This window comes from Ureibacillus yapensis, assembly GCF_003515775.1.
In the GTDB taxonomy this organism is placed as follows: domain Bacteria; phylum Bacillota; class Bacilli; order Bacillales_A; family Planococcaceae; genus Ureibacillus; species Ureibacillus yapensis.
Genome location: NZ_QWEI01000001.1, coordinates 283,514 through 303,755, shown reverse-complemented (window position 1 = coordinate 303,755; position 20,242 = coordinate 283,514). Strand labels below are relative to the sequence as shown.

The 20,242-nt window shown below is 37.4% G+C and carries 19 protein-coding genes; 15 read left to right on the top strand and 4 right to left on the bottom strand.

What is annotated here, in order from left to right; all coding sequences use genetic code 11:
* The first annotated feature begins 156 nt into the window (after nt 1–156).
* Nucleotides 157–1,164, top strand: coding sequence for a polysaccharide deacetylase family protein (locus D1B33_RS01465; protein WP_118874553.1), 1,008 nt, complete (start codon nt 157–159; stop codon nt 1,162–1,164).
* 160 nt (nt 1,165–1,324) lie between these two features.
* A complete protein-coding gene (locus D1B33_RS01460) occupies nt 1,325–1,825 on the top strand; it encodes a nucleoside-diphosphate sugar epimerase (protein WP_118874552.1) in 501 nt (166 codons plus the stop codon).
* 67 nt (nt 1,826–1,892) lie between these two features.
* On the opposite strand, the gene D1B33_RS01455 is transcribed toward D1B33_RS01460, so the two are convergent.
* From D1B33_RS01455 to D1B33_RS01445, 3 genes are all read right to left on the bottom strand, one after another.
* A complete protein-coding gene (locus D1B33_RS01455; protein ID WP_118874551.1) occupies nt 1,893–3,272 on the bottom strand; it encodes an MFS transporter in 1,380 nt (459 codons plus the stop codon).
* A 129-nt stretch (nt 3,273–3,401) separates the two neighbouring features.
* The gene (locus D1B33_RS01450; RefSeq protein ID WP_118874550.1) at nt 3,402–3,698 is read right to left on the bottom strand and encodes a Dabb family protein; all 297 of its coding nucleotides are present in this window, start codon (nt 3,696–3,698) and stop codon (nt 3,402–3,404) included.
* Nucleotides 3,695–4,957 carry a flavin-dependent oxidoreductase gene (locus D1B33_RS01445; protein WP_199677335.1) on the bottom strand — a complete coding sequence of 421 codons (1,263 nt, stop codon included), beginning with the start codon at nt 4,955–4,957 and terminating at the stop codon, nt 3,695–3,697. Before D1B33_RS01445 ends, D1B33_RS01450 begins: the two co-directional genes overlap by 4 nt.
* A 163-nt stretch (nt 4,958–5,120) precedes the next feature.
* Here D1B33_RS01445 and D1B33_RS01440 point away from each other — a divergent pair, with 163 nt between their 5' ends.
* From D1B33_RS01440 to D1B33_RS01390, 12 genes are all read left to right on the top strand, one after another.
* Nucleotides 5,121–5,675 (top strand): YdcF family protein, encoded by a 555-nt coding sequence (locus D1B33_RS01440; protein WP_118874549.1) that lies wholly within the window; start codon nt 5,121–5,123, stop codon nt 5,673–5,675.
* Between the two features lie 115 nt (nt 5,676–5,790).
* Nucleotides 5,791–6,507: a GDSL-type esterase/lipase family protein gene (locus D1B33_RS01435; protein WP_158582901.1), complete on the top strand. Its 717-nt coding sequence runs from the start codon at nt 5,791–5,793 to the stop codon at nt 6,505–6,507.
* 321 nt (nt 6,508–6,828) lie between these two features.
* Nucleotides 6,829–6,990, top strand: coding sequence for a YwzD family small protein (locus tag D1B33_RS18375; protein WP_472926576.1), 162 nt, complete (start codon nt 6,829–6,831; stop codon nt 6,988–6,990).
* A gap of 430 nt (nt 6,991–7,420) precedes the next feature.
* Nucleotides 7,421–8,647, top strand: a complete 1,227-nt coding sequence (locus D1B33_RS01430) for a GNAT family N-acetyltransferase (RefSeq protein WP_118874547.1) — start codon at nt 7,421–7,423, stop codon at nt 8,645–8,647.
* 910 nt (nt 8,648–9,557) lie between these two features.
* Nucleotides 9,558–10,847: a glucose-6-phosphate isomerase gene (locus D1B33_RS01425; protein WP_118874546.1), complete on the top strand. Its 1,290-nt coding sequence runs from the start codon at nt 9,558–9,560 to the stop codon at nt 10,845–10,847.
* A gap of 19 nt (nt 10,848–10,866) precedes the next feature.
* Nucleotides 10,867–11,754 (top strand): UTP--glucose-1-phosphate uridylyltransferase GalU, encoded by an 888-nt coding sequence (gene galU / locus D1B33_RS01420; RefSeq protein WP_118874545.1) that lies wholly within the window; start codon nt 10,867–10,869, stop codon nt 11,752–11,754.
* Nucleotides 11,755–11,856: 102 nt separating this feature from the next.
* Nucleotides 11,857–12,777, top strand: coding sequence for an LCP family glycopolymer transferase (locus tag D1B33_RS01415; RefSeq protein WP_118874544.1), 921 nt, complete (start codon nt 11,857–11,859; stop codon nt 12,775–12,777).
* 167 nt (nt 12,778–12,944) lie between these two features.
* Entirely contained in the window at nt 12,945–14,273 is a 1,329-nt protein-coding gene (locus tag D1B33_RS01410) for a UDP-glucose dehydrogenase family protein (protein ID WP_118874543.1), read from the top strand.
* Complete coding sequence (locus D1B33_RS01405) at nt 14,267–14,941, top strand: sugar transferase (protein ID WP_118874542.1); 675 nt, start codon at nt 14,267–14,269, stop codon at nt 14,939–14,941. The genes D1B33_RS01410 and D1B33_RS01405 overlap by 7 nt, the downstream gene beginning before the upstream one ends.
* A gap of 418 nt (nt 14,942–15,359) precedes the next feature.
* Nucleotides 15,360–16,187 carry an O-antigen ligase family protein gene (locus tag D1B33_RS18855; protein WP_407656700.1) on the top strand — a complete coding sequence of 276 codons (828 nt, stop codon included), beginning with the start codon at nt 15,360–15,362 and terminating at the stop codon, nt 16,185–16,187.
* A gap of 39 nt (nt 16,188–16,226) precedes the next feature.
* The gene (locus tag D1B33_RS01395; protein ID WP_118874540.1) at nt 16,227–17,000 is read left to right on the top strand and encodes a WecB/TagA/CpsF family glycosyltransferase; all 774 of its coding nucleotides are present in this window, start codon (nt 16,227–16,229) and stop codon (nt 16,998–17,000) included.
* Nucleotides 17,000–18,136: a glycosyltransferase gene (locus D1B33_RS01390; RefSeq protein ID WP_118874539.1), complete on the top strand. Its 1,137-nt coding sequence runs from the start codon at nt 17,000–17,002 to the stop codon at nt 18,134–18,136. Before D1B33_RS01395 ends, D1B33_RS01390 begins: the two co-directional genes overlap by 1 nt.
* Before the next feature lie 31 nt (nt 18,137–18,167).
* Here the strand turns inward: D1B33_RS01390 and D1B33_RS01385 are convergent, their stop codons facing one another.
* The gene (locus D1B33_RS01385; protein ID WP_158582899.1) at nt 18,168–19,067 is read right to left on the bottom strand and encodes a glycosyltransferase family 2 protein; all 900 of its coding nucleotides are present in this window, start codon (nt 19,065–19,067) and stop codon (nt 18,168–18,170) included.
* A gap of 241 nt (nt 19,068–19,308) precedes the next feature.
* Between D1B33_RS01385 and D1B33_RS01380 the strand changes: the two genes are divergently transcribed.
* Entirely contained in the window at nt 19,309–20,208 is a 900-nt protein-coding gene (locus D1B33_RS01380) for an ATP-grasp fold amidoligase family protein (RefSeq protein ID WP_118874537.1), read from the top strand.
* The last annotated feature ends 34 nt before the right edge of the window (nt 20,209–20,242 follow it).

The window sequence follows — 20,242 nt, the reverse complement described above, 5'->3', positions numbered from 1 at the left end:
AGATGAATCTGACTTTTTCTTATACCCATCTTTGTCTATTCATAAACAAAGATCTGCCAATAAAGGTAGAATGAAGGTAAACAACCTACAATCCCAGTATAGTCTCCAACCGAAAGGGAATGATAAGTCCATCAATATTTAAATGGGGGATTTACCATGTCACAAAGTTATGTACGAAAAAAACTTTTAGGCAAGAGACTCGAAGGTGGAAAGAATTTTATCTATATTTCATTTGTGAGCACGTTAATCTTGGTGTTAGGGAGCTTTGGTGCTCCATCTGAAGCGAAGTTTCAAGATGCTGATAAAACAGAATACTTAACTTCGGCGAAATTGGATAAGGATGCCCTGTACCAAAAGATTCAAGAATATAGCGACCAGCATAAAATTCAGCCAATTGATGCAAAAGTGGACAGGGTTTGGAAGGCAATACCTGGTTATAATGGGTTGGGTGTGGATGTAAAGGCTAGTTATAAAAAGATGAAAAAGCAAGGCCGCTTTGATGAGAAAAAGATTGTTTATAAAGAAATTTCGCCGAAAATCGGTTTGGATGACTTGGATCCACAACCAATCTATAGAGGAAATCCGGAAAAATCGATGGTGGCATTCGTGATTAATGTTGCCTGGGGGAACGAGTACCTGCCACCCATTCTTAAAGAGTTGAAGGATCATGGAGTCAAGGCGACATTTTCACTTGATGGCAGTTGGGTAAAAAAGAACCCAGGGCTTGCCCAAATGATTCAAAAGGATGGCCATGAAATTGGCAATCATGCCTATAGCCATCCCGACCTTCAAAAGCGCTCGGAAGCTGAAACAATGGAAGAATTGAAAAAAACGAATGATGTGATCAATGAAACCCTTGGTGTAACGCCAAAGTGGTTCGGCCCTCCAAGCGGCAGCTTTAATCAGACAACGGTGAATGTGGCCCATCAACTCGAAATGAAAACAATTTTATGGACAGTAGATACGGTTGATTGGAAAAAACCTGCAGCCTCCGAAATGGTGAATCGCGTTGTTTCCAAAGTTGAAAAAGGCTCTATGGTTTTGATGCACCCTACGCAACCTGTTGCTGAAGGTATGGAAGCGATGATAACAGAAATCCAAGCGAAAGGGTATAGACTTGGGACTGTTGGTGAATTGATGAGTGAAAAAAGAATCGATAAATGATTGCAAGCCCCGCCTGGGAATCTAGGTGGGGCCTTTTATCGACTAAATTTCAATGTGCTGATTCTATAAGGTTTTAACGGCATTTTAGTAGGGGATAAGTTCTTTTATATAGGAAGTTTTGAGAAAACAGGTCTGAACAGGGATAGAAGGAGTGTTTAATTTGGGGAAAAAAGAAAAAATCAAGAAGTTAAAGAATCATGCAATTGCGGATCTTCATTTGGTTGAAATAGAATATCAACAAATTGTTGAAAAAACTTTTCAAGTGCCCGATTCGTATAATTGGGAAGAGCTCTTAAATGAGACTGAATTAAAAGGGTTATACAAGGTGCGCAAAGACCGAAAATATGCGGCATTAACCGTTGAGCTTTATGCCATCATTGAGCAGCTTTTAAAAGATATTTATCATGCTTTTTATGATGCTGCATATATTCAAACGCCGGATGTAAATGTCATACTTGATTTAGAGGGAAAATTGAGCAGCCATGTAACCTTTAAAAATAATACAAAACTGCTCGCTGATTTAAGAAGTATTATTGTGCATGAGGACTTTTCGTTAAAGAAAGCTAGGAAAAAGGAAAATATCGATACGAACAATCGAAATTTATTTAAGCGCTTACTGAAAGATGTTGAAAACTATATTAAAAATATAAAACTAAACTAATAGGAACTACTGTCATATAAAAAAGCCCCGCCTGAAAATCTAGGCGGGACTTGCAATTTTTTTGCTATTAAGTCAAAGACGAATCCTTGATTTCTGCTATTTGTGTTTGAGTAAGCGTTTCTTCTTCTGCAGACTCTTCTTGTCGATAATATGCATGCTTTTCCTGAACAAAAAGGATGGCAATTCCGCCCAGCAACGCAGCGGTACCGATCAGCGTAAAATTCATTTGCGCGGATAAATTCATCGTTAAAAGAACCCCCACAAAGGTTGGTGCAAAAATACCGCCAACTCGTCCGAATGCCATGGCCGCGCCTACTCCTGTAGAACGGACTTCCGGTCGGTAATACTGCGATACAAAGGCATTGCTGATATTTTGTACCCCGACGGATGCAGCCCCAATCATACCGATCAACAAGTATACAATGAAAATATTATTTGTTAAACCGATGGCAGACAATGCAATTGCCCCCAGGAAATAAAGTGGTACCATCACATATTTAAAGCCCCATCGATCCGTCAAACGTCCAAAAATAATGGTTCCAACAATGGCCCCAACATTTAGAGCAACAACAAACAATAGACTGTTCCCCAAGCTATACCCAGCTTCAATCATCAGCTTCGGCAACCAAACATTCATCGCATAAATAAGAACAAAGGCTGAGAAGCAAGAAATCCAGAACATGATCGTACTTAATGCAAGCTTGTTTTTAAACAACATCACGAGCGGCGAACCTGCAGCCTTTTGTGCAGGCTTTGCAAAGGCAGTACCCACAGGCAAAGTTTCTTCGGGAGTTAATCGGTTCAGTATTTTTCGAACTTCTTCGTCTTTTCCTTTGGATAACAGGAAGTTAGCAGATTCCGGAAGCTGTTTCATCAAAAATGGTAAGAATACTAAAGGAATTGCGGCAATCCAGAAGATCGGTTTCCAGCCCATTGTCGGTAATAGCGACTTACTGAACAAGGCAGCGGCAATCGCCCCGATGGAATAGCCGCAGAAAATAAAGGAAACAATGGCTCCTCTAATTTTTTTCGGAGCGTACTCCGTAGATAGCGCAATCACGTTTGGCATTACGCCTCCGAGACCAAGACCGGCGATGACACGCATGATCGTGAACAGAATCGGTCCTCCGGCAAAAGTAGACAGCACGGTAAATAAGCTAAACATAATGGTACAAATAAGAATGACTTTTTTTCGTCCGATTTTATCGGCCAATAAGCCAAAAACCACGGCGCCGATTGCTGTTCCGGCGGCTGTGTAGCTTCCGATGGCTCCTGCTTGTACCGTTGTGATGGACCATTCTTCCATCAAGGAAGGCACAACGGAACCATAAATGACCACATCATATCCATCCATCAAGATAATGAAAAAGCACCAAAAAATCAAAGACAGATGGAAAAACCGAAAACGGCTATGATCGATTTTTTCATTTACGTGTACACCATTCATTCTCTACACCCCTTTATAAGTATTTCGCTTTGGCGTAATTGGGTTTAAAATTGAATTAAGTATCCCTGCAACTTTAGCACTTCGAAGCTTCAACGCGTCTATGCGCTAAAGTATTTAGAGTAAAAAAATTTAGTGAATCTCGAAATCCACAATGATCGTATCTTCCACACCTATTTCCTTTAAGAAGGAAACAATCTTCTGATGCTCGGGGTGGGGGAGGTAGTTTTCCAACGCTGCCCGATTTTCAAAACGAGCCGTTAATCCAACTTCATAGCCTTTGCTGCGTTCCGAGAAATTAATGCCCTGCTGGATATCAAGTATGCCGGGGATTTTCCCTTTGAGTTGCAGCGTTCTATCGATGAGCTCTTGTTTTTGTTCCAATGTTGCGGTCGGTGAAAATTTAATCAATACAAGGTGTTCAATCATACAGGGTCGCCTACTTTGCTGTTTAGCGATTCTCGATCAAAGCCGGCAATTTTTTTGTATTTATTCGCGATTGCTTCAAGCTCTTCATAGGAAATCACATCGTCCAGATTTTCAAAGCCTTCTGGTGCGCGTTCTTCAACAATTTGCATCACTTGCTCAGGACCATTTTGACGGTTTGTTAAAACAATATTGGCTGTTGGTTGGAGTCGTCTTGCTTCATACTCTTTTAAGGCAAGTTCCGCGTCTGGTTGCTCTGCAATGATTTGTCCAAGAGCATCGGCATCCAAAATTGCCTGTGAAGCACCATTAGAACCGATTGGGTACATTGGGTGTGCTGCATCGCCCAGTAATGTCACGCGGCCAAAAGTCCATTGCGGCAGTGGGTCACGGTCAACCATCGGGAATTCATAAACAGCTTTTGCGTCTTCAATGATTTTGGGAACATTCAGCCAGCCAAAGTCCCAGTTTTTAAATGCAGGAGCAAACTTTTCTTTATCGATTTCCTTGTTCCAATCCGCTCGATCCGGCATTTCGTCAATGGAAAGCTCGGCAATCCAGTTCACAAGCGAACGTCCTTCTTTTGCCAACTCTGGGCTAATCGGGTAGGCCACAAATTTTTGATCCTGGAAACCTGCCATGATCATCGAACGGCCAGTTAAATAAGGATCAGATTCCGTAATGCCTCTCCATAAGATACGGCCGCTGTATTTTGGCAGACCTTCGTTTGGATAAAAGTGCTTTCGAACGACCGAATGGATGCCATCTGCTGCGATCAGGATGTCTGAACGATGAGTACCCACGTGCTCGCCAGTTTTTTTATTTTCAAAATGTGCGACAACACCGTCTGCTTCATTTTCAAAAGAAGTGAGGTGGTGTCCTGTGAACACAACTTCTTCACCTAATTGTTCCTTGACCGCATTAAGCAGAAGCATTTGCAATTCTCCACGGTGAATGGAATATTGCGGCCATTTATAGCCCGCATTCAATCCGCGGTCTTCCTGCCAAATTTTCTTCCCAAATTTATTAACATACATTAGTTCGGCTGTTGGCAAGCCTGCTTTTTCGAGCTCTTCTGTTAAGCCGAGCTCGGTTAGAACCTTTACGGAATGGGGTAATAGATTGATACCAACCCCTAGTGCCTTGATGGTTTCGACACTTTCAAACACTTTCACTGACACGCCAGCGCGTTGAAGTGACAGAGCCGTAACGAGCCCGCCAATGCCGCCGCCGACAATGATTGCTGTTTTGATATTAGACAAAACAATTCCTCCATCCTTATTTTATTGAAATAATGTTGTTTTCTATTATCGCACAAGTATGGCAAGTGTTCTAGTAAACTTTGAAATTTTGTTTATTGACAGAGTATGGCAGAGTGGGAAAATAATTATGAATTAACATTTAAGGGAAAGAGGCTAATGCAATATGCTGCTTAAATTTTTAATTAAACTTTTACTAGTGCTGGTGGTCGGTTTAATCCTCATATCGATTTTCGGCAAAAACTTTTTAGTGGTCAATGAAGAACCCGTAAAGTCCGACGTGATTATAGTACTGAGCGGCGGGGAAGGACGGCTGGAAAAGGCAGCGTCGCTCTACGATGAGGGATATGCGCCACAGGTTTTGTTAACAACATACGGGGAAGACGGCTTTTCAAAGCAGGAAGTAATGGCAGCGGGCCTTCCCGATGAAGCACTCATTTTAGAAGAGGAAGCGACAAGTACGTATACGAATGCTCTTTATTCCAAGCAAATCATGGAAAAGCATCAATTGAACTCAGCGATTGTCGTCACATCGGATTATCATACAAAACGGACAAAATTCATTTTTGAGCGTGTTTTTGAAGAGTCTGGCGCTGAATTGACTTTTGTGGCAGCCACACCTGCCGATTCTCTGGGCGAATTTTCGTGGTTCACCGCTTTTGGGGAATATGTCAAATTGATTGGGTACTATTTAGGTTTATATAAATTCATCGATCTGTGAAGGGAATAAGCATGCTTGTAAAGGCTCAAACTACTGTGATTCATGGAGATAGAGCAAGTCAGGAAAAACCTTCCGGCAAAAAGAATAAGCGATCTAGAAAGCGAGGGGAATTCCCGTGAAAAAAGGAAGAAACTTATTATGGATTTCATTGGCTGCTAATGTTGTATTTATATTGGCAACAGTGTTTGTGCTAACTAGAAAAGGAGGTGCCGACATCTTGAAAAATGACGGGGTTTTAGGTGCTGAAGTATATACCAATTACTATTTGCAAAAGAAGGATATTTTCGAATCGACCGCGTCCACAAACGTGGATAAAATCTTTATTGGCGACAGCATTACGGATCATGGTGAGTTTCAGGAATTTTTCCCGAACGAAGTGGTCTTGAATAGAGGAATCAGCAAAGATACCTCAAAAGGCGTGTTGAACCGGATCAATGAAATTCTGGCGAGGAATCCAAAGGAAGTTTATCTTTTGATCGGAGCCAACGATATACGAACAAAAGTGGATAAAGCGACGTACATCCAAAATGTCGAAAATATCCTAAAATCCTTTGGCCATACCGATACGGAAGTCTATGTTCAATCCATCCTGCCGGTGAATAACTCCATCTACGGAAATAAAATAAAAAACGAAACTGTCATGGAATTTAACGTTGCCCTGAAAGAAACAGCGGAAAAACACAATGTTCATTTTATCGATTTGTTTCCGCATTTTTTGGATGAACACGGACAGCTGAAAAAAGAGTATACGTTGGATGGACTGCATTTGCTAGGAGAGGGATATAAGGTTTGGGTGAATCAGGTTAACCAAAACTCCTCAATTGTTCAGTAATTTGAAATCTAGTAAGTTAAATAGTGCTTTAGATAACTCAATTATCCTAATGTCTACAGTCTGACTCTAATTTCAAAGGAAAAGGTAAAAAATTTATTCTCTTAGCAATTGATAATTTCCGTTTTTTAACATAATATAATTGGTAGAAGTTTACAAATTGAGATAAAGGATACCTTAGCAAAAATATCTATCGAAGTAACACTTCCTAAATATTTGTCATGAACTTTTAAAAGTTTTTAATGTTTAGCAGTTATTTAATATGGGAAGATAGTTGCGTAGAGAGGTATAAATTGCTTGGGGAGGTTACTGGTTGTGAAAAATATGGAAATTCAAGAAGAATTTAAACAAATATTAGAATATGCCATTCAACGCGGCAATGAAAACGAAAATATAACGGTGAAAGAGTTTGTCAATGAGCTTGCCACACATTTGAAGCCGTTAGTTGATAAAGCAAACGAGAAGGAATTGTCTATGACACGTTAAGACAATTCTTTTTTCTTTGTGGATTCGGCTTGTTTGTATATGATTCCGCCAGTTATGGAGAAAATCCCGTCAGTTTCTTGAATAATCCCGTCACTTTTTGAAAAACCCGCCGCTTTTTATTGGAATCCCGCCAATTCTTTAAAATTGCACTAAGTATTTAAGAATCCCGACAGTTTTCCAACTAATCCCGACAAACTTTAAAATTTTCCCGCCAGCTTTATAAAAATTTCCGCCGCTTTTGCTTTTAATCCCGACAAATGACAAAAAAGCTCCCATCAATACTTCATTAACCCAGTTCCAGCCCCACCTAAATTACTGAGCCTCCTTTTTTTATCCCATCTCTCGTTATAAAACTTGAACCAAAAGAGAAAAATAAAAGAACGGCAACATATACATGATAGTAATCAAAATACGATAGATGGGTGATAGCGTGAATCAGCGGAAAGGCTTAGTAATGCGGGAAATTGCAATGAGCGAGATGGCGCAGTCGATTGATTTGTTGAATTATGTGTTTCAAATGTCCATGTCCATTAAAAAAGACCGGCGTTTTGTGAGCGAAAAAAGCCGGCAGTTCAATGAGGGGCATGCGTTGGGCTGGTTTGATGGCAATCAGCTGGTTTCGCAAATCTTGAGTTTGCCATTTCAAGTAAATGTTCACGGAGTAGCGTATGAAATGGGGGGCATTACGGCAATCGGGACGTACCCGGAATACTCCAGTAAAGGCTTGATGGACAGCCTGATTAAAGAAACGTTAACCGTAATGCGCAAAGAAGGGCGCTATATTTCGTATTTATTTCCTTTTTCGATTCCATATTATCGAAAAAAAGGGTGGGAAATCATGTGCGACATTGTGGAATTTACTGTGAAAGACACACAGTTTCCTAATTACAAAGAAGTGTCCGGTAAAATCAAACGTGTGGATACGCGCGCGGAGGATGTCCTCAAGGTATACGAAAATTACGCTTCTCGAACTCACGGTGCGATGATCCGCAATACAATCGCCTGGAATGAAAAATTTCATGAAGATTTTTGGGAAGAAAAGTTTGTGGATACGGACGTCCAGCTCCAGGCTGCCGTTTATTATGATGAAAACGACACTCCCCAAGGCTATTTGTTCTACCGTGTAATGGAAGAGAATTTTTATATCGATGAAATTGTCTATTTACAGGAAGAAGCGCGGAAAGGCATATGGAATTTTGTGTCCGCGCACAAATCCATGGTCTATAACGCCTACGGAAAAACGGCGGGCAATGAACCGGTTGCATTCTTGCTGGAAGATAGCGAAATCATGCAAAAAGTATCTCCCTATTTCATGGCACGCATTGTAGACGTGGAGAAGTTTTTGCAGCGCTACCCTTTTGACGAACCCGATTTTCATATTCGCTTCCAAGTATCCGATCGATTGATTGAGTGGAATAACGGAATTTACGATATCAAGTCGGAAAATGGTAAAACGACGATTATAATGATAGACGAGAATGACAGGGAAGATCTAACGGTTGGAATGTCTGTTCAAACGCTTGCAACCATGCTCCTCGGTTACAAACGCCCGAAATACCTTGAAAAGATAGAACGGATCAAAGGGAATGGCGATGTGATTGTAGTGTTGGAGGATATTTTGCCGGTGGGGGTGCCTGCTTTTATTGATTATTTTTAATGCAATCTATTTTATAAAAAATTCTTGCGAAAAAGTCCCTTTTAGGGGCTTTTTGTTTTGATTATTAACTAATTCTCCCTGAATAAGCACTGTAGCTTCATAAAGAACCACTAGATTCCTGCTTTATATGGTTATCTTAATTATAATGAATGTAAATTGTATAGAAGGTTCTTGTGAAAAAATCCCAATTAGGGGGTTTTTGTTTGGTAAAAGAGAGAAACAAACCGTTACAAATAAAACTATATGAACCTGCCGGGACAAATTAAAGATGGTTTTGGGTGTTAAGTAACGAGTTGAGTATATTTTGCTTAGTGTAAGGTTATTAGTGTGAGGGTCATTTTGCATATTTATTTCAGAATGGATAATTCTTTAGGATTGCATACGTATCATTAGTAAAACAATCATACTTTAATTCTTAAATTGAATAGTGTAAATAAGTAACGGCAATTGAGTTTATTTTAATTAATAACTGCTCCGAAATAATACTAATCTGAAAAATATATTAGTTCTGATTTCTTTATTTTTTCTTCTTAAAATATAAGTAGAAAGTAGCGAATAAATTTTACTGATTAAAACATGGGAATTTTAGTCATATTTGCATACTATAGTGACTGTGGAACTGTCGAAATATTGTTCCGATTATTTATAAAACATACAAAAAATGCTTGTAATATAAAACCCAAAGTTACCTCCAGTAATCAAGAAGTTTAAGGATTGTCCTAAAATCACGTAAATAAAAAAGCTTTGGCGTGTGAAGCCTTAAATTGACGGAAAAGGAAGTGAAAATACGTTATTATGTCATTTCACATGGCAAGCGATCTAAAAGTTCGAGCGTCTAAAAGGAAAAAACTGCTCTTCAATGCTTATGTAATCACTGCAACTAGATATTTCTTAATGGAGGACTGATGGTTTGTCTCATTTGCAAATAACTACTAACTTTGATGATTCTCGTTTGGAAGCTGATGCATTAAAATACCGTGCATCCATACCATCGATTCATCGCTTTTTGGAAGAGAAAGTGGGAGAACCAACAGGTTGGTTAGATGCTCCAGTGGAAATGACGACTGATCAAATTGACCGAATCTTGAATATTTCTAATGAAATTAAACGAAATGCAGATGTATTGGTCGTTATTGGTGTTGGTGGCTCTTATTTAGGGGCGAAGGCAATTCAAGAGGCTTTATCGCCATACTTTAAAAAACATGAAAATGGAATTGAAGTACTCTATGTAGGATATAACCTTAGCGGAACATATATAAAACAATTGGTTGAGAGTTTAGAGAATCGGGAGTTTTATTTAAATGTCATTTCGAAGTCTGGTTCGACGATGGAATCGTCCATCGCATTCCGGGTTCTAAGGCAATATACTCAAGAACGTTATGGATTGAAGGCGGCACAACGAATTATTGCCACAACCGACTCCGAAAAAGGAGTGCTAAGAGAAATAGCTCATGCACAAGGCTACCGTCAATTTGATATCCCAAAGAATATTGGAGGGCGCTATTCTACGCTTACCTCGGTAGGCTTGCTTCCTGTTGCGGTGTCAGGAATCGATATTTTGCAACTACTGGAAGGGGCAAAACGGGCAGCTATTGAGTTGAAAGAAATGAATGCAGAAAAGAATACAGCCTATCTATATGCAATTTATCGCAATGTTTTGCATTCTCGCGGGTATCAAGTCGAATTGCTGGCTTCTTTCGAACCGGGACTTCGCTTTATACATGAATGGTGGAAGCAGCTATTTGGTGAAAGTGAAGGGAAAGATAAGAAAGGCTTGTTTCCGGCAACAGTCAATTATTCAACAGACCTTCACTCTTTAGGCCAATATGTTCAAGATGGAAATCCGATTCTTTTTGAAACCTTTTTACACTTTAAAGATGTAGCCGAAGATTTTTCTATCCCTTACAGTTTGCTTGATGACGATCGTCTGAATTATTTAAGTAAAAAATCATTCAATGAAATTAATCAAATTTATAAAAAAGGAACCATTTTAGCGCATTCAGAGGGTGGGGTTCCCATTATACAAATAGATTTGAAGAGGCTGGATGCTTTTCATATTGGCTATCTCATGTACTTTTTTATGAAGGCTTGTGCAATGAGCGCATATTTGCTTGGTGTTGATCCGTTTGATCAGCCAGGTGTAGAAGCCTATAAGAAGAAAATGACGGAACTGTTAGTAGTAGAAACAACTGCGAATTGACGAGGAAAGGGGAAAACCGTTGAAAAAAGTAAGGAAAGCGATTATACCTGCTGCAGGTCTCGGAACGCGCTTCCTGCCTGCTACAAAGGCAATGCCAAAAGAAATGCTGCCAATTGTTGACCGTCCAACAATTGAATATATCGTAGAAGAAGCGATTCATTCCGGAGTCGAACAAATTATCATCGTTACCGGGAAAGGAAAGCGTGCGATTGAGGACCATTTTGATCGGAATTTCGAGTTGGAAGCTATGCTAGCCAGAAAAGGCAAAGTGGACCTTCTCGAAAAAATACGCACTTCTTCTGAAGTTGAGCTGCATTATATCCGTCAAAAAGAACCGAAAGGATTGGGCCATGCGGTTTGGTGTGCCCGAAAATTCATTGGAGATGACCCGTTTGCAGTTCTTTTGGGCGATGATATAGTTGTAGGCGATAAACCGGCAACGCAACAACTGATTGAACAATACGAGCAAACCCAAAGTTCCGTCATTGGCGTTCAAACGGTTCCTGAAAGCGAAACGAATCGATATGGGATTATTGACCCTCTAGAAAGTTCCGGTCGATTGTATCGGGTTCAAAATTTTGTTGAAAAACCACCACTTGGCACGGCCCCTTCGAATTTGGCGATTATGGGACGCTATATTTTAACGCCTGAAATTTTCGGATTTCTGGAGACGCAAGAAACCGGTGCCGGAGGCGAAATCCAGCTAACAGATGCAATTCAGAAATTAAATCAGACACAGAATGTTTATGCATATAATTTTGAAGGCAAGCGATTTGATGTCGGAGAAAAGTTAGGGTTTATTCGTACTATGGTCGAGTTCGCTTTAAATAATAAAGAATTTGGGCCACAAGTGGAAGCAATGCTGAAAGAAATATTAGCACAACGATCCAGCGATAAAAATTCTTAATCTCTCCCTAGAACAATCTAAAAAACCTTTTATGATATTTCACTTAGATAGACTGCCAACTGCACAAACCTTGTTTACCAACATTTGAAATGAGGTAGATCGGTGAAAAGATTTTGGAAGTGGTTTTGTATTTCGGCACTCTCTCTTTGTGCGATTACTCTTGCAATATATTATAAAGTCTACAGCGATGTAAAAGAAACAGTTGAAGTTGTTTATACACCCTTTCAAGATGAAACGACAATAAAAAGAGAGATAAAAAGAGAGAAGCCAATTGATGTAAAGGCGAAAGAACCTTTTTCTGCATTAATTGTAGGGGTTGACGAAAGAGCGGGCGACAAAGGACGTACAGATACGATGATTGTTCTGACGGTCAACCCAACGCAGAAAAGCACGAAAATGCTAAGTATACCCCGTGACACGTATACAGAATTAATCGGCCTTGACATAAACGACAAAATTAATCATGCTTATGCCTTTGGTGGAATGGAGATGACCATTAACACCGTTGAGGCATTGCTGGATATCCCGATTGATTATGCAGCAAAAGTCAATATGGAAAGCTTTGTCGAGATTATCAATCTTACAGGTAACATAAAAGTCGAAAATCCCTTTGAATTTGACTATGAAGGGGAACTCTTCCCTGCCGGAGAATTGGAATTGGATGGCGAAAAAGCGTTGAAATATGTACGCATGCGATACGAAGACCCACAAGGAGATTTCGGGCGCCAAAACCGACAAAAGCAAGTAATCCAGCAAATAATCAAAAACAGCCTATCCTTAAACACCCTCAAAAATTATCAATCCATCATTCAATCCCTGGAAAATAACGTAGAAATGAACATCCCCTTTGAGGACCTCCTCAACATACAAAAAGACTATCGCGATAGTTTCGGTACTTTAGAACAACTCTATTTAAATAATGGAACCGGTAAAATGATGAACGGAATTTATTATTATGTTCCTGATGAAAAGGAATTAAAAACAGTACAGGAAACTCTTAGAAGTCATTTGGAAATTAAATAAATGATTCATTTAAAACTTCTTTTCTATTAACACTTTCTACCATGAAAAATACATTATAGTATCAGTCGGTCCTTATGCTGAGTGATGTGAATGAAAAACTTATAATCCTATTAAGAGATTAGTAATCAAAAGAAATGGTTATTATGCGTAAAAGCGGAGGGGTACGATTGAAGTTGGCAGTCGTAGGGACTGGTTATGTAGGGCTGGTTACAGGGGTATGCTTGGCTGAGATCGGCCATCATGTAACTTGCATCGATATCGATGAAATGAAAGTTGAAAAAATGAAGAAAGGTATTGTACCAATCTATGAGCCTGGTTTAAGTGAACTAATGAATAAAAATATGGCCGCTGGTCGATTGTCATTTACCTCAAGTCATAATGAAGGTTTTGCTGGGGCGGAAGTAGTTTATATTGCCGTGGGTACACCCCAAAAAGATGACGGATCAGCTAATTTAACTTATGTAGAACAAGTGGCCGTAACCATAGCTAAAACCGCCAAAAACGAAACAATTGTTGTGACGAAGAGTACCGTTCCAGTAGGTACTAATGATCGATTGCAAACAATCATCAATCAAAATAAATTATCTCCTATAAAAATCGAAGTGGTATCAAACCCGGAATTTTTAAGGGAAGGTTCGGCAATATATGATTCATTTCATGGAAATCGCATCATCATAGGAGCGAATACCGAGGAAGCTGCCCAAAAAATCGCAGAAATCAATAAACCGTTTGGTATTTTTATCTATAAAACCGATATCCGAAGCGCGGAGATGATCAAGTATGCATCAAATGCATTCCTGGCAACAAAAATAAGCTTCATTAATGAAATTGCCAATATTTGTGAAAGAGTAGGGGCAGATGTTGAAAAGGTAGCGGTAGGCATGGGGCTTGATCAAAGAATTGGCTCTGCTTTTTTGAAGGCAGGGATCGGTTATGGCGGTTCGTGCTTTCCAAAAGATACAAAAGCGTTGATTCAAATTGCAGGTAATGTGGAATATGATTTCGAATTGCTAAAAGGCGTCGTGAATGTGAACCGAAAACAGCAGCGCATCTTGCTTAATAAGTTGCGTGGAATTGTAGGCAACTTTGAAGGTAAAAAAATAGCTGTTTTAGGGTTGGCCTTTAAACCGGATACGGATGATCTTAGGGAAGCTCCTTCCATTCTCATCACAAATGAACTAATAAATGGTGGTGCACAAGTTTATGCATATGACCCAATCGCGATAGAAAATGCAAAAAAAACCTTGAATTCTTCTATTATTTATGTGGAAAAATTAGAAGATGCTCTAGAGAAAGCTGATGCAGCCCTGATTCTCACTGAGTGGAGCGAGATAAAGAATATGGAGATTAGTTTATTTAAAACGATGAAGAACCCCATTGTTTTAGATGGGAGAAATTGTTTTTCACTGGTACAGATGCAAGAAAGCAACGTTGACTATCATTCGGTCGGTAGGCGTGTAGTGCGAAATGGAATAAAAGAAGTTACGGAGTGGTGAAAGAACTGCCTACACCACTTAAGCGTACTGATCCGAATGAACAAATTAAAACCAATACAAGTAAAGTTTATTTATTCACTAAACGGCTAATTGATATCTTACTATCCATTCTTGGTTTAACTTTCTTATTGCCTTTAATGATTTTGGTTGCTTTTTTGATCAAGTTTGAAGATCCGAAGGGAAAAGTGATTTTTAAGCAGATTCGTGTCGGGAAATGTGGTAAACCTTTCTATATGTATAAATTTCGTTCAATGGTAGCAGATGCTGAAGAACTGAAAGTATTGCTTTTGGAGAAAAATGAATCGACTGGTCCTATCTTTAAAATGAAAAATGATCCAAGGGTTACGAAAATAGGAAAAATTATCAGGAAAACAAGTTTCGATGAATTACCACAATTGCTGAATGTGTTAAAAGGAGAAATGAGTTTAGTAGGACCAAGACCGCCATTGCCTCAAGAAGTAGAACAGTATACAACTTATCAAATGCAACGATTAATGGTTCAACCAGGACTGACTTGCTATTGGCAAGTTAATGGCAGGAGTAATATTCGTTTTGAGGAATGGGTGGAGTTGGATATAGAGTATATTCGCAACCGGAACTTATGGGTAGACCTTAAGCTTATTTTGAAAACGATATTTGTTTTATGGGGATCAAAGGGTGCTTATTGATAGTATGTGATTAAATAAGAAGGGTAAAAGGGAATTGTCCAATCTCTATCTTAATAAAAATAAATTTGATGTTGATTTAGCCATATTTTATTTGCTTTGGCCAATAATTATTTCTCCTAAGGAAGTTCAATTTGTTGTTATTGCTGCTATCTTATTTGTCTTGATTACCAGGCATAAACTTTATTTTGATAGTTTAAGTTATTTCTTGGTTACATTTATATTTATTTATTTTTTTTCAATCGTCTATAACGTACTTGAACATGCAATAGAAACTGAACGAATACTTGCTACCATTAATACGTTCATTTTATGGGTTTTTGCATTTCTGTTCTATTCAATTTATAAATCCGTTGATATAAATTTAAAAGCAATAAAAAAAATTAGCTTTATTAATTATTTACTGCTTATTATCCTTTGGATGGTAAGTTTAACCGTTTATCATCTTACAAATAACCCCAGTTTCTCAATCTTGCATCGAATATTATATTACTCGGAATGGTTCGGTGGCAAAGAAGTGATGCGATTTGTCGCATTGATGGAGTATTCAAACTTGATTGTCTTGTTTTTTATGTTTTTTTATCCTCTGTATAGCCTATTCATATTGGAACTACAATATAAACTCCTAAAAATACCACTATTAATCATCGGCCTGATTCCGATTTTTTCTACGTTTTCCAGAAGCGGATATATAATTATTTTAATCTATTTACTTTCAATAGCGCTCCTTTATTTTTATAGAAAAATGAATTGTAATTTGTTTATTTCTTTCATTTCCTTTTTGTCTGCATGCTGTATCTTCATTTTTATGTATACAGGCTTTTCGCAGGAACTTTTTTCTGTGTTAAATGAATTATTGAGTGCTCGGGAAGGAAGTAATGATAGCAGAACTTTCTTAATAACAGAAAGTATACGTGTTACAATTGAAAATTCCCCAATTATTGGGATGGGAATAAAAACTACGTCGTCGATTGGCTATCCGCTTGGATCCCATTCAACTTTTGTCGGATTCTTTTATAAAGCTGGAATTATTGGGTTTATTCTGTCCCTTATAATTTTCACAATAATCGCTATAAAACTTTTAATCAGTAAAGGAAATTTAACACACAGTATTATGAAGTTATCATTATTGCTAATGATCCCGATGTTTATTGTTGAAGATATCGATGGATCGAACTGGTTAATTATCTTCTATTTTATATTTGCCTCCATTCTAATAAATAAAAAAAACACACATAAAAATTTTTGATTCGCAGATTTTTCATCTTAAAGAGTGGGGAGGAAGTTCTTGAATAAACGATTTATAGAGAAAGAGCTTTTTTTAGGAACTCAACTCGAGCTGGTTGATCGTATTGTTTCCAATACACAGAAAAAAATAAAAAAAGCCTACTATGCAATTAATGCCGACTGCATGCTTAAATATTGGAGCGACGAAGAATACCAAAAAATTATTAATATGCCAGCTCATATCACTTATGTCGATGGGATGGGTATTATTTTTGCACAGAAGTTTTTAAAACTTCCCATTGCGAGAGAACGCATTGCTACAACGGATTTATTTCCTGCATTAGTTAAACATCTTCAAAATCATAATAGCTTATTGAGGATTTTCTTATTAGGCGGCAAAAACGATACAGCTGAAATCGTCATTAAGAATTTTGGAACCAAATATCCCAATGTCAACTTTGTAGGAAGCCATCATGGCTATTTCGACAAAAATGAAGAAAGCAATCGTGTAATTCAATATATTAATTCCTTGAACGTGGATATTCTCTTTGTTGGATTCGGCAATCCAATACAAGAAAAATGGGTTAATAACTATTTTGATCAATTGAACGTAAGTACCATTATTACTTGTGGCGGGTTGTTTGACTATTACTCGAACAATGTAAAAAGAGCGCCCCTCATTTTGCAAAAAACCGGGCTTGAATGGTTTTATCGATTGCTGCAGGAACCAAAAAGATTATATAAAAGATACCTCTTTGGGAACTTCAATTTTATAAAAAATGTATTTTTAATAAAATTAAAATCTTCTCAAGAAAAAGTTATGGGAGATTATTAATGAAACTTTGTGATGTTCATATTGTCATATTATCAAGTATAAAGTGGGATTTTCTCTGGCAAAGGCATCAAATTTTTGCAAAATACCTGTCTGCTTATACAGAGGTTACCTTTGTAGAAACAACAGGGGTAAGAAATCCTTCTATTGGCAAGGCTCTTGAGCGACTGTCTCAAGGTATAGCAGGCAAGAGCGAATCTCCTGAACAATTTGAAGCAAATTCTTCCTTAAAAATTCTGCCGCCAATCGTTGCACCGCCAACCTTCAAATTTTATCGAAAATTAAATAAGCTAATTTTTATACCCAGGCTAGCAAAAAGAATAAAATCATTTTCCAATAAACCTATTTTGCTCATAACCTATCTACCTACAAGCACAGCATTGGAAATAATCGCACAATTGAAGCCAGTTAGAACTGTATATGATTGTGTCTTGAATTTCGAAAATTTCCCAAACGTCGTACACGATATTCAACAAACTGAAAATCAATTAATTGAAATCGCAGATGGTTTAATTGTAGATTCTATCCATCTTCATAAAAAACATAAAGCCAAGAGGGAAGATATTATCCAAATACCTGCAGCAGTTGATTTTAAGCACTTCAATAAAATTGATCGACAGGAAACATTAAATACAGCTGTTAAAAAAGTTGCCTATTTTGGAGGCATCGATCATTATCGAATGAATTGGGATATCTTAAAGCGAATTCTGTCTGAAAATATAACTGTAGAATTAATTGGTCCTGCCCCCGAAGGATTGCCATTTAAACATCCTAATTTAATTTACAGGGAGCCTATTTCACATAAAAAGCTGCCCTCGGCTTTAGAGAAAAGTGATGTATTAATACTTCCTTATAAAATTACCGAATTTACGAAAGGTACTTTCCCGGCAAAACTTTTTGAATGTTTTGCAACAGGAAAACCAATAGTAGCAACTGCACTCCCAGATATTGAAGTTTTCAAAGATGTGCTGGATATTGGGGAAGATCCGGATTCATTTATTCAAAGAGTGTTAGCCGCTCTACAGCAAGATATTGAAAATCCGAATAGAAAAATCCGGCGTATACAAATTGCGAGAGAGAACTCATGGGAAAACCGTTGCAGCTCATTAAAAATTACATTAGAACAATTTATACAGTAGTGAATAACAAATTTTAATATCGAACATGAAATTAAGAGTTTTTGATTTTTAATTTAAATAAAATAAATAAAAGAATAGATTTAATTAAGTCATAGAGATTCAATGCTTGGTTATTTTTAGCGGTTTTCAAGATTTTTAAAGCTTTTTTAAATTCTTTTTGCCTAAGGTAATAGCCATATAAAATGGTCATTTCAAATCCACAGATAGCTTTTTTAGATAAGAAAGGGCGATTTTCTTCTAACCATTTTAACGAGACATCAATATTCTTATAGCCTGCGCTTATTCGATCCTTGCGATCATCCACTTTCCAGATCGTTAGACTTTCTGGATAGAAGAGAAATTCAGCTTGATTTTTCAGCAATCTAAGACAAAAATCCCAATCTTGATGTTTCGTTAAAGTATTATTAAACAATGTTCTTTTTGCTAAATTTGAAGATACCATGTAGGTGCTTGTTTGAACGATATTCTTTTCGGAAAGTATATAATCCATGACATTTTTCGAAGGTGAAAATAGTTTATTTGTGCAATTCACTAATTTCGTATCCTTCTGCATATAAAGGTTTGTAAAACAAAACGCATGATTAATATTGTTCGCATTTTTTATCATGAATTTTAATTGTTTTTCTAATTTTTCTCTTGCCCATAAATCATCTGAGTCCAGGAAGGCTATGAATTCTCCTGTACTTTCAGTTATCCCTTTGTTTCTAGCTTCCTTGCCCTTTGTGTTTTGGTTCAACTTAATATATTTAATTCTCTGGTCACTTATGGAATTAACCATTTCAGAAGTATGATCTGTTGAAGCATCATCAACAATGAGCAATTCGAAATTTGTATAAGTTTGATTAAGTACAGATTGAATCGTATCAAGTATTATATTTCCCCTGTTAAAAGTGGGAATGATTACGCTTATAAGCGGCTTTTTAACCGTCAATTTATTTCCTTCCTTTTTGAAAAAATTTTTGATTGTGAATGGAAACGCCCCATCGACCCTTTCAATTCTAAGACAAATTGGTGAATTACACATTGTGCATGAAGAAGGATATCCTATTATATTGTTTGAAGTGGCGAATCATGTTAATGGAAAATACCATTATTTAGGGGTTTGGGAAGAATACTATTTGGTTGTGAGTAGAAAAAAATGAAAGTCAAAATACCGATCGTGAGGGAACAATTTGCAAAGGGGACTTTTAAAGGGATTTCAACTGGCAAAATGGATTTATAAAATGAGTTTTCCAATATTGGCGAAATTATCGCCCAAATTGTCTAGCAAGTTACTATTTTATAAAACCTTTGGAAAAAAACTTGATTTAAAGAATCCCAAAACATTTAATGAAAAATTGATGTGGTTAAAGCTAAATGAAAACGATGAATTAAAAACGAAATGTACAGATAAATTTTTGGTCAGAAAGTATATAAGTAAACTAGGGTACGGGCATTTATTAATAGATTTATGTAATGTTTACGAAAATATAGAAGATATAATTTTTGAGGAATTGCCTGAAAAGTTTGTGATGAAATGTACGCATGGGTCAGGGTTTAACATTATTTGTAAAAATAAAAGTGGATTGGATCAATCGAAAACAATTTCCCTTTTAAGTAAATGGATGAAAACGGATTTTTCTCTTTTAAATGCTGAACCCCATTATTCGAAAATTCAACGAAGAATACTCGTTGAAAAGTTTTTGGAAGGAAACGAGGGACAATTGCCAATAGACTATAAACTTCATTGTTTCCATGGAGAAGCAAAATTTATAGAACTAATAGTAGACCGTGAAACTGGATTAAAAAGTATCATGTTAAATTGTGACTGGCAGGTATTACCCTACACTGAACATAGTATTAAGCTGGAAGAAAAACTGAAAAAACCCGAAAAATTTGAAGAGATGATAGCAATAGCAGAGGAATTAAGTAAGGCTTTTTCATATGTGAGGGTGGATTTGTATTATACGGATAAAATTTATTTTGGAGAACTTACTTTTACACCGTCGGCTTGTTTGGAAACGGTAATATCCGAAGAAGCGGATTATCAAATAGGGCAATTGCTGGATTTATCAAAATCAACTTTACTTTAAAAATAAAATCTATTCTTTTTTAATGGGGTATCAA

Coding starts and splice junctions, on each gene's coding strand:
- D1B33_RS01450 (WP_118874550.1), bottom strand. CDS start 3,698: ATGATTGAACACCTTGTATTGATTAAATTTTCACCGACCGCAACATTG.
- D1B33_RS01440 (WP_118874549.1), top strand. CDS start 5,121: ATGCTGCTTAAATTTTTAATTAAACTTTTACTAGTGCTGGTGGTCGGT.
- D1B33_RS01465 (WP_118874553.1), top strand. CDS start 157: ATGTCACAAAGTTATGTACGAAAAAAACTTTTAGGCAAGAGACTCGAA.
- D1B33_RS18855 (WP_407656700.1), top strand. CDS start 15,360: ATGGTAAGTTTAACCGTTTATCATCTTACAAATAACCCCAGTTTCTCA.
- D1B33_RS01455 (WP_118874551.1), bottom strand. CDS start 3,272: ATGAATGGTGTACACGTAAATGAAAAAATCGATCATAGCCGTTTTCGG.
- D1B33_RS01390 (WP_118874539.1), top strand. CDS start 17,000: ATGAAACTTTGTGATGTTCATATTGTCATATTATCAAGTATAAAGTGG.
- D1B33_RS18375 (WP_472926576.1), top strand. CDS start 6,829: ATGGAAATTCAAGAAGAATTTAAACAAATATTAGAATATGCCATTCAA.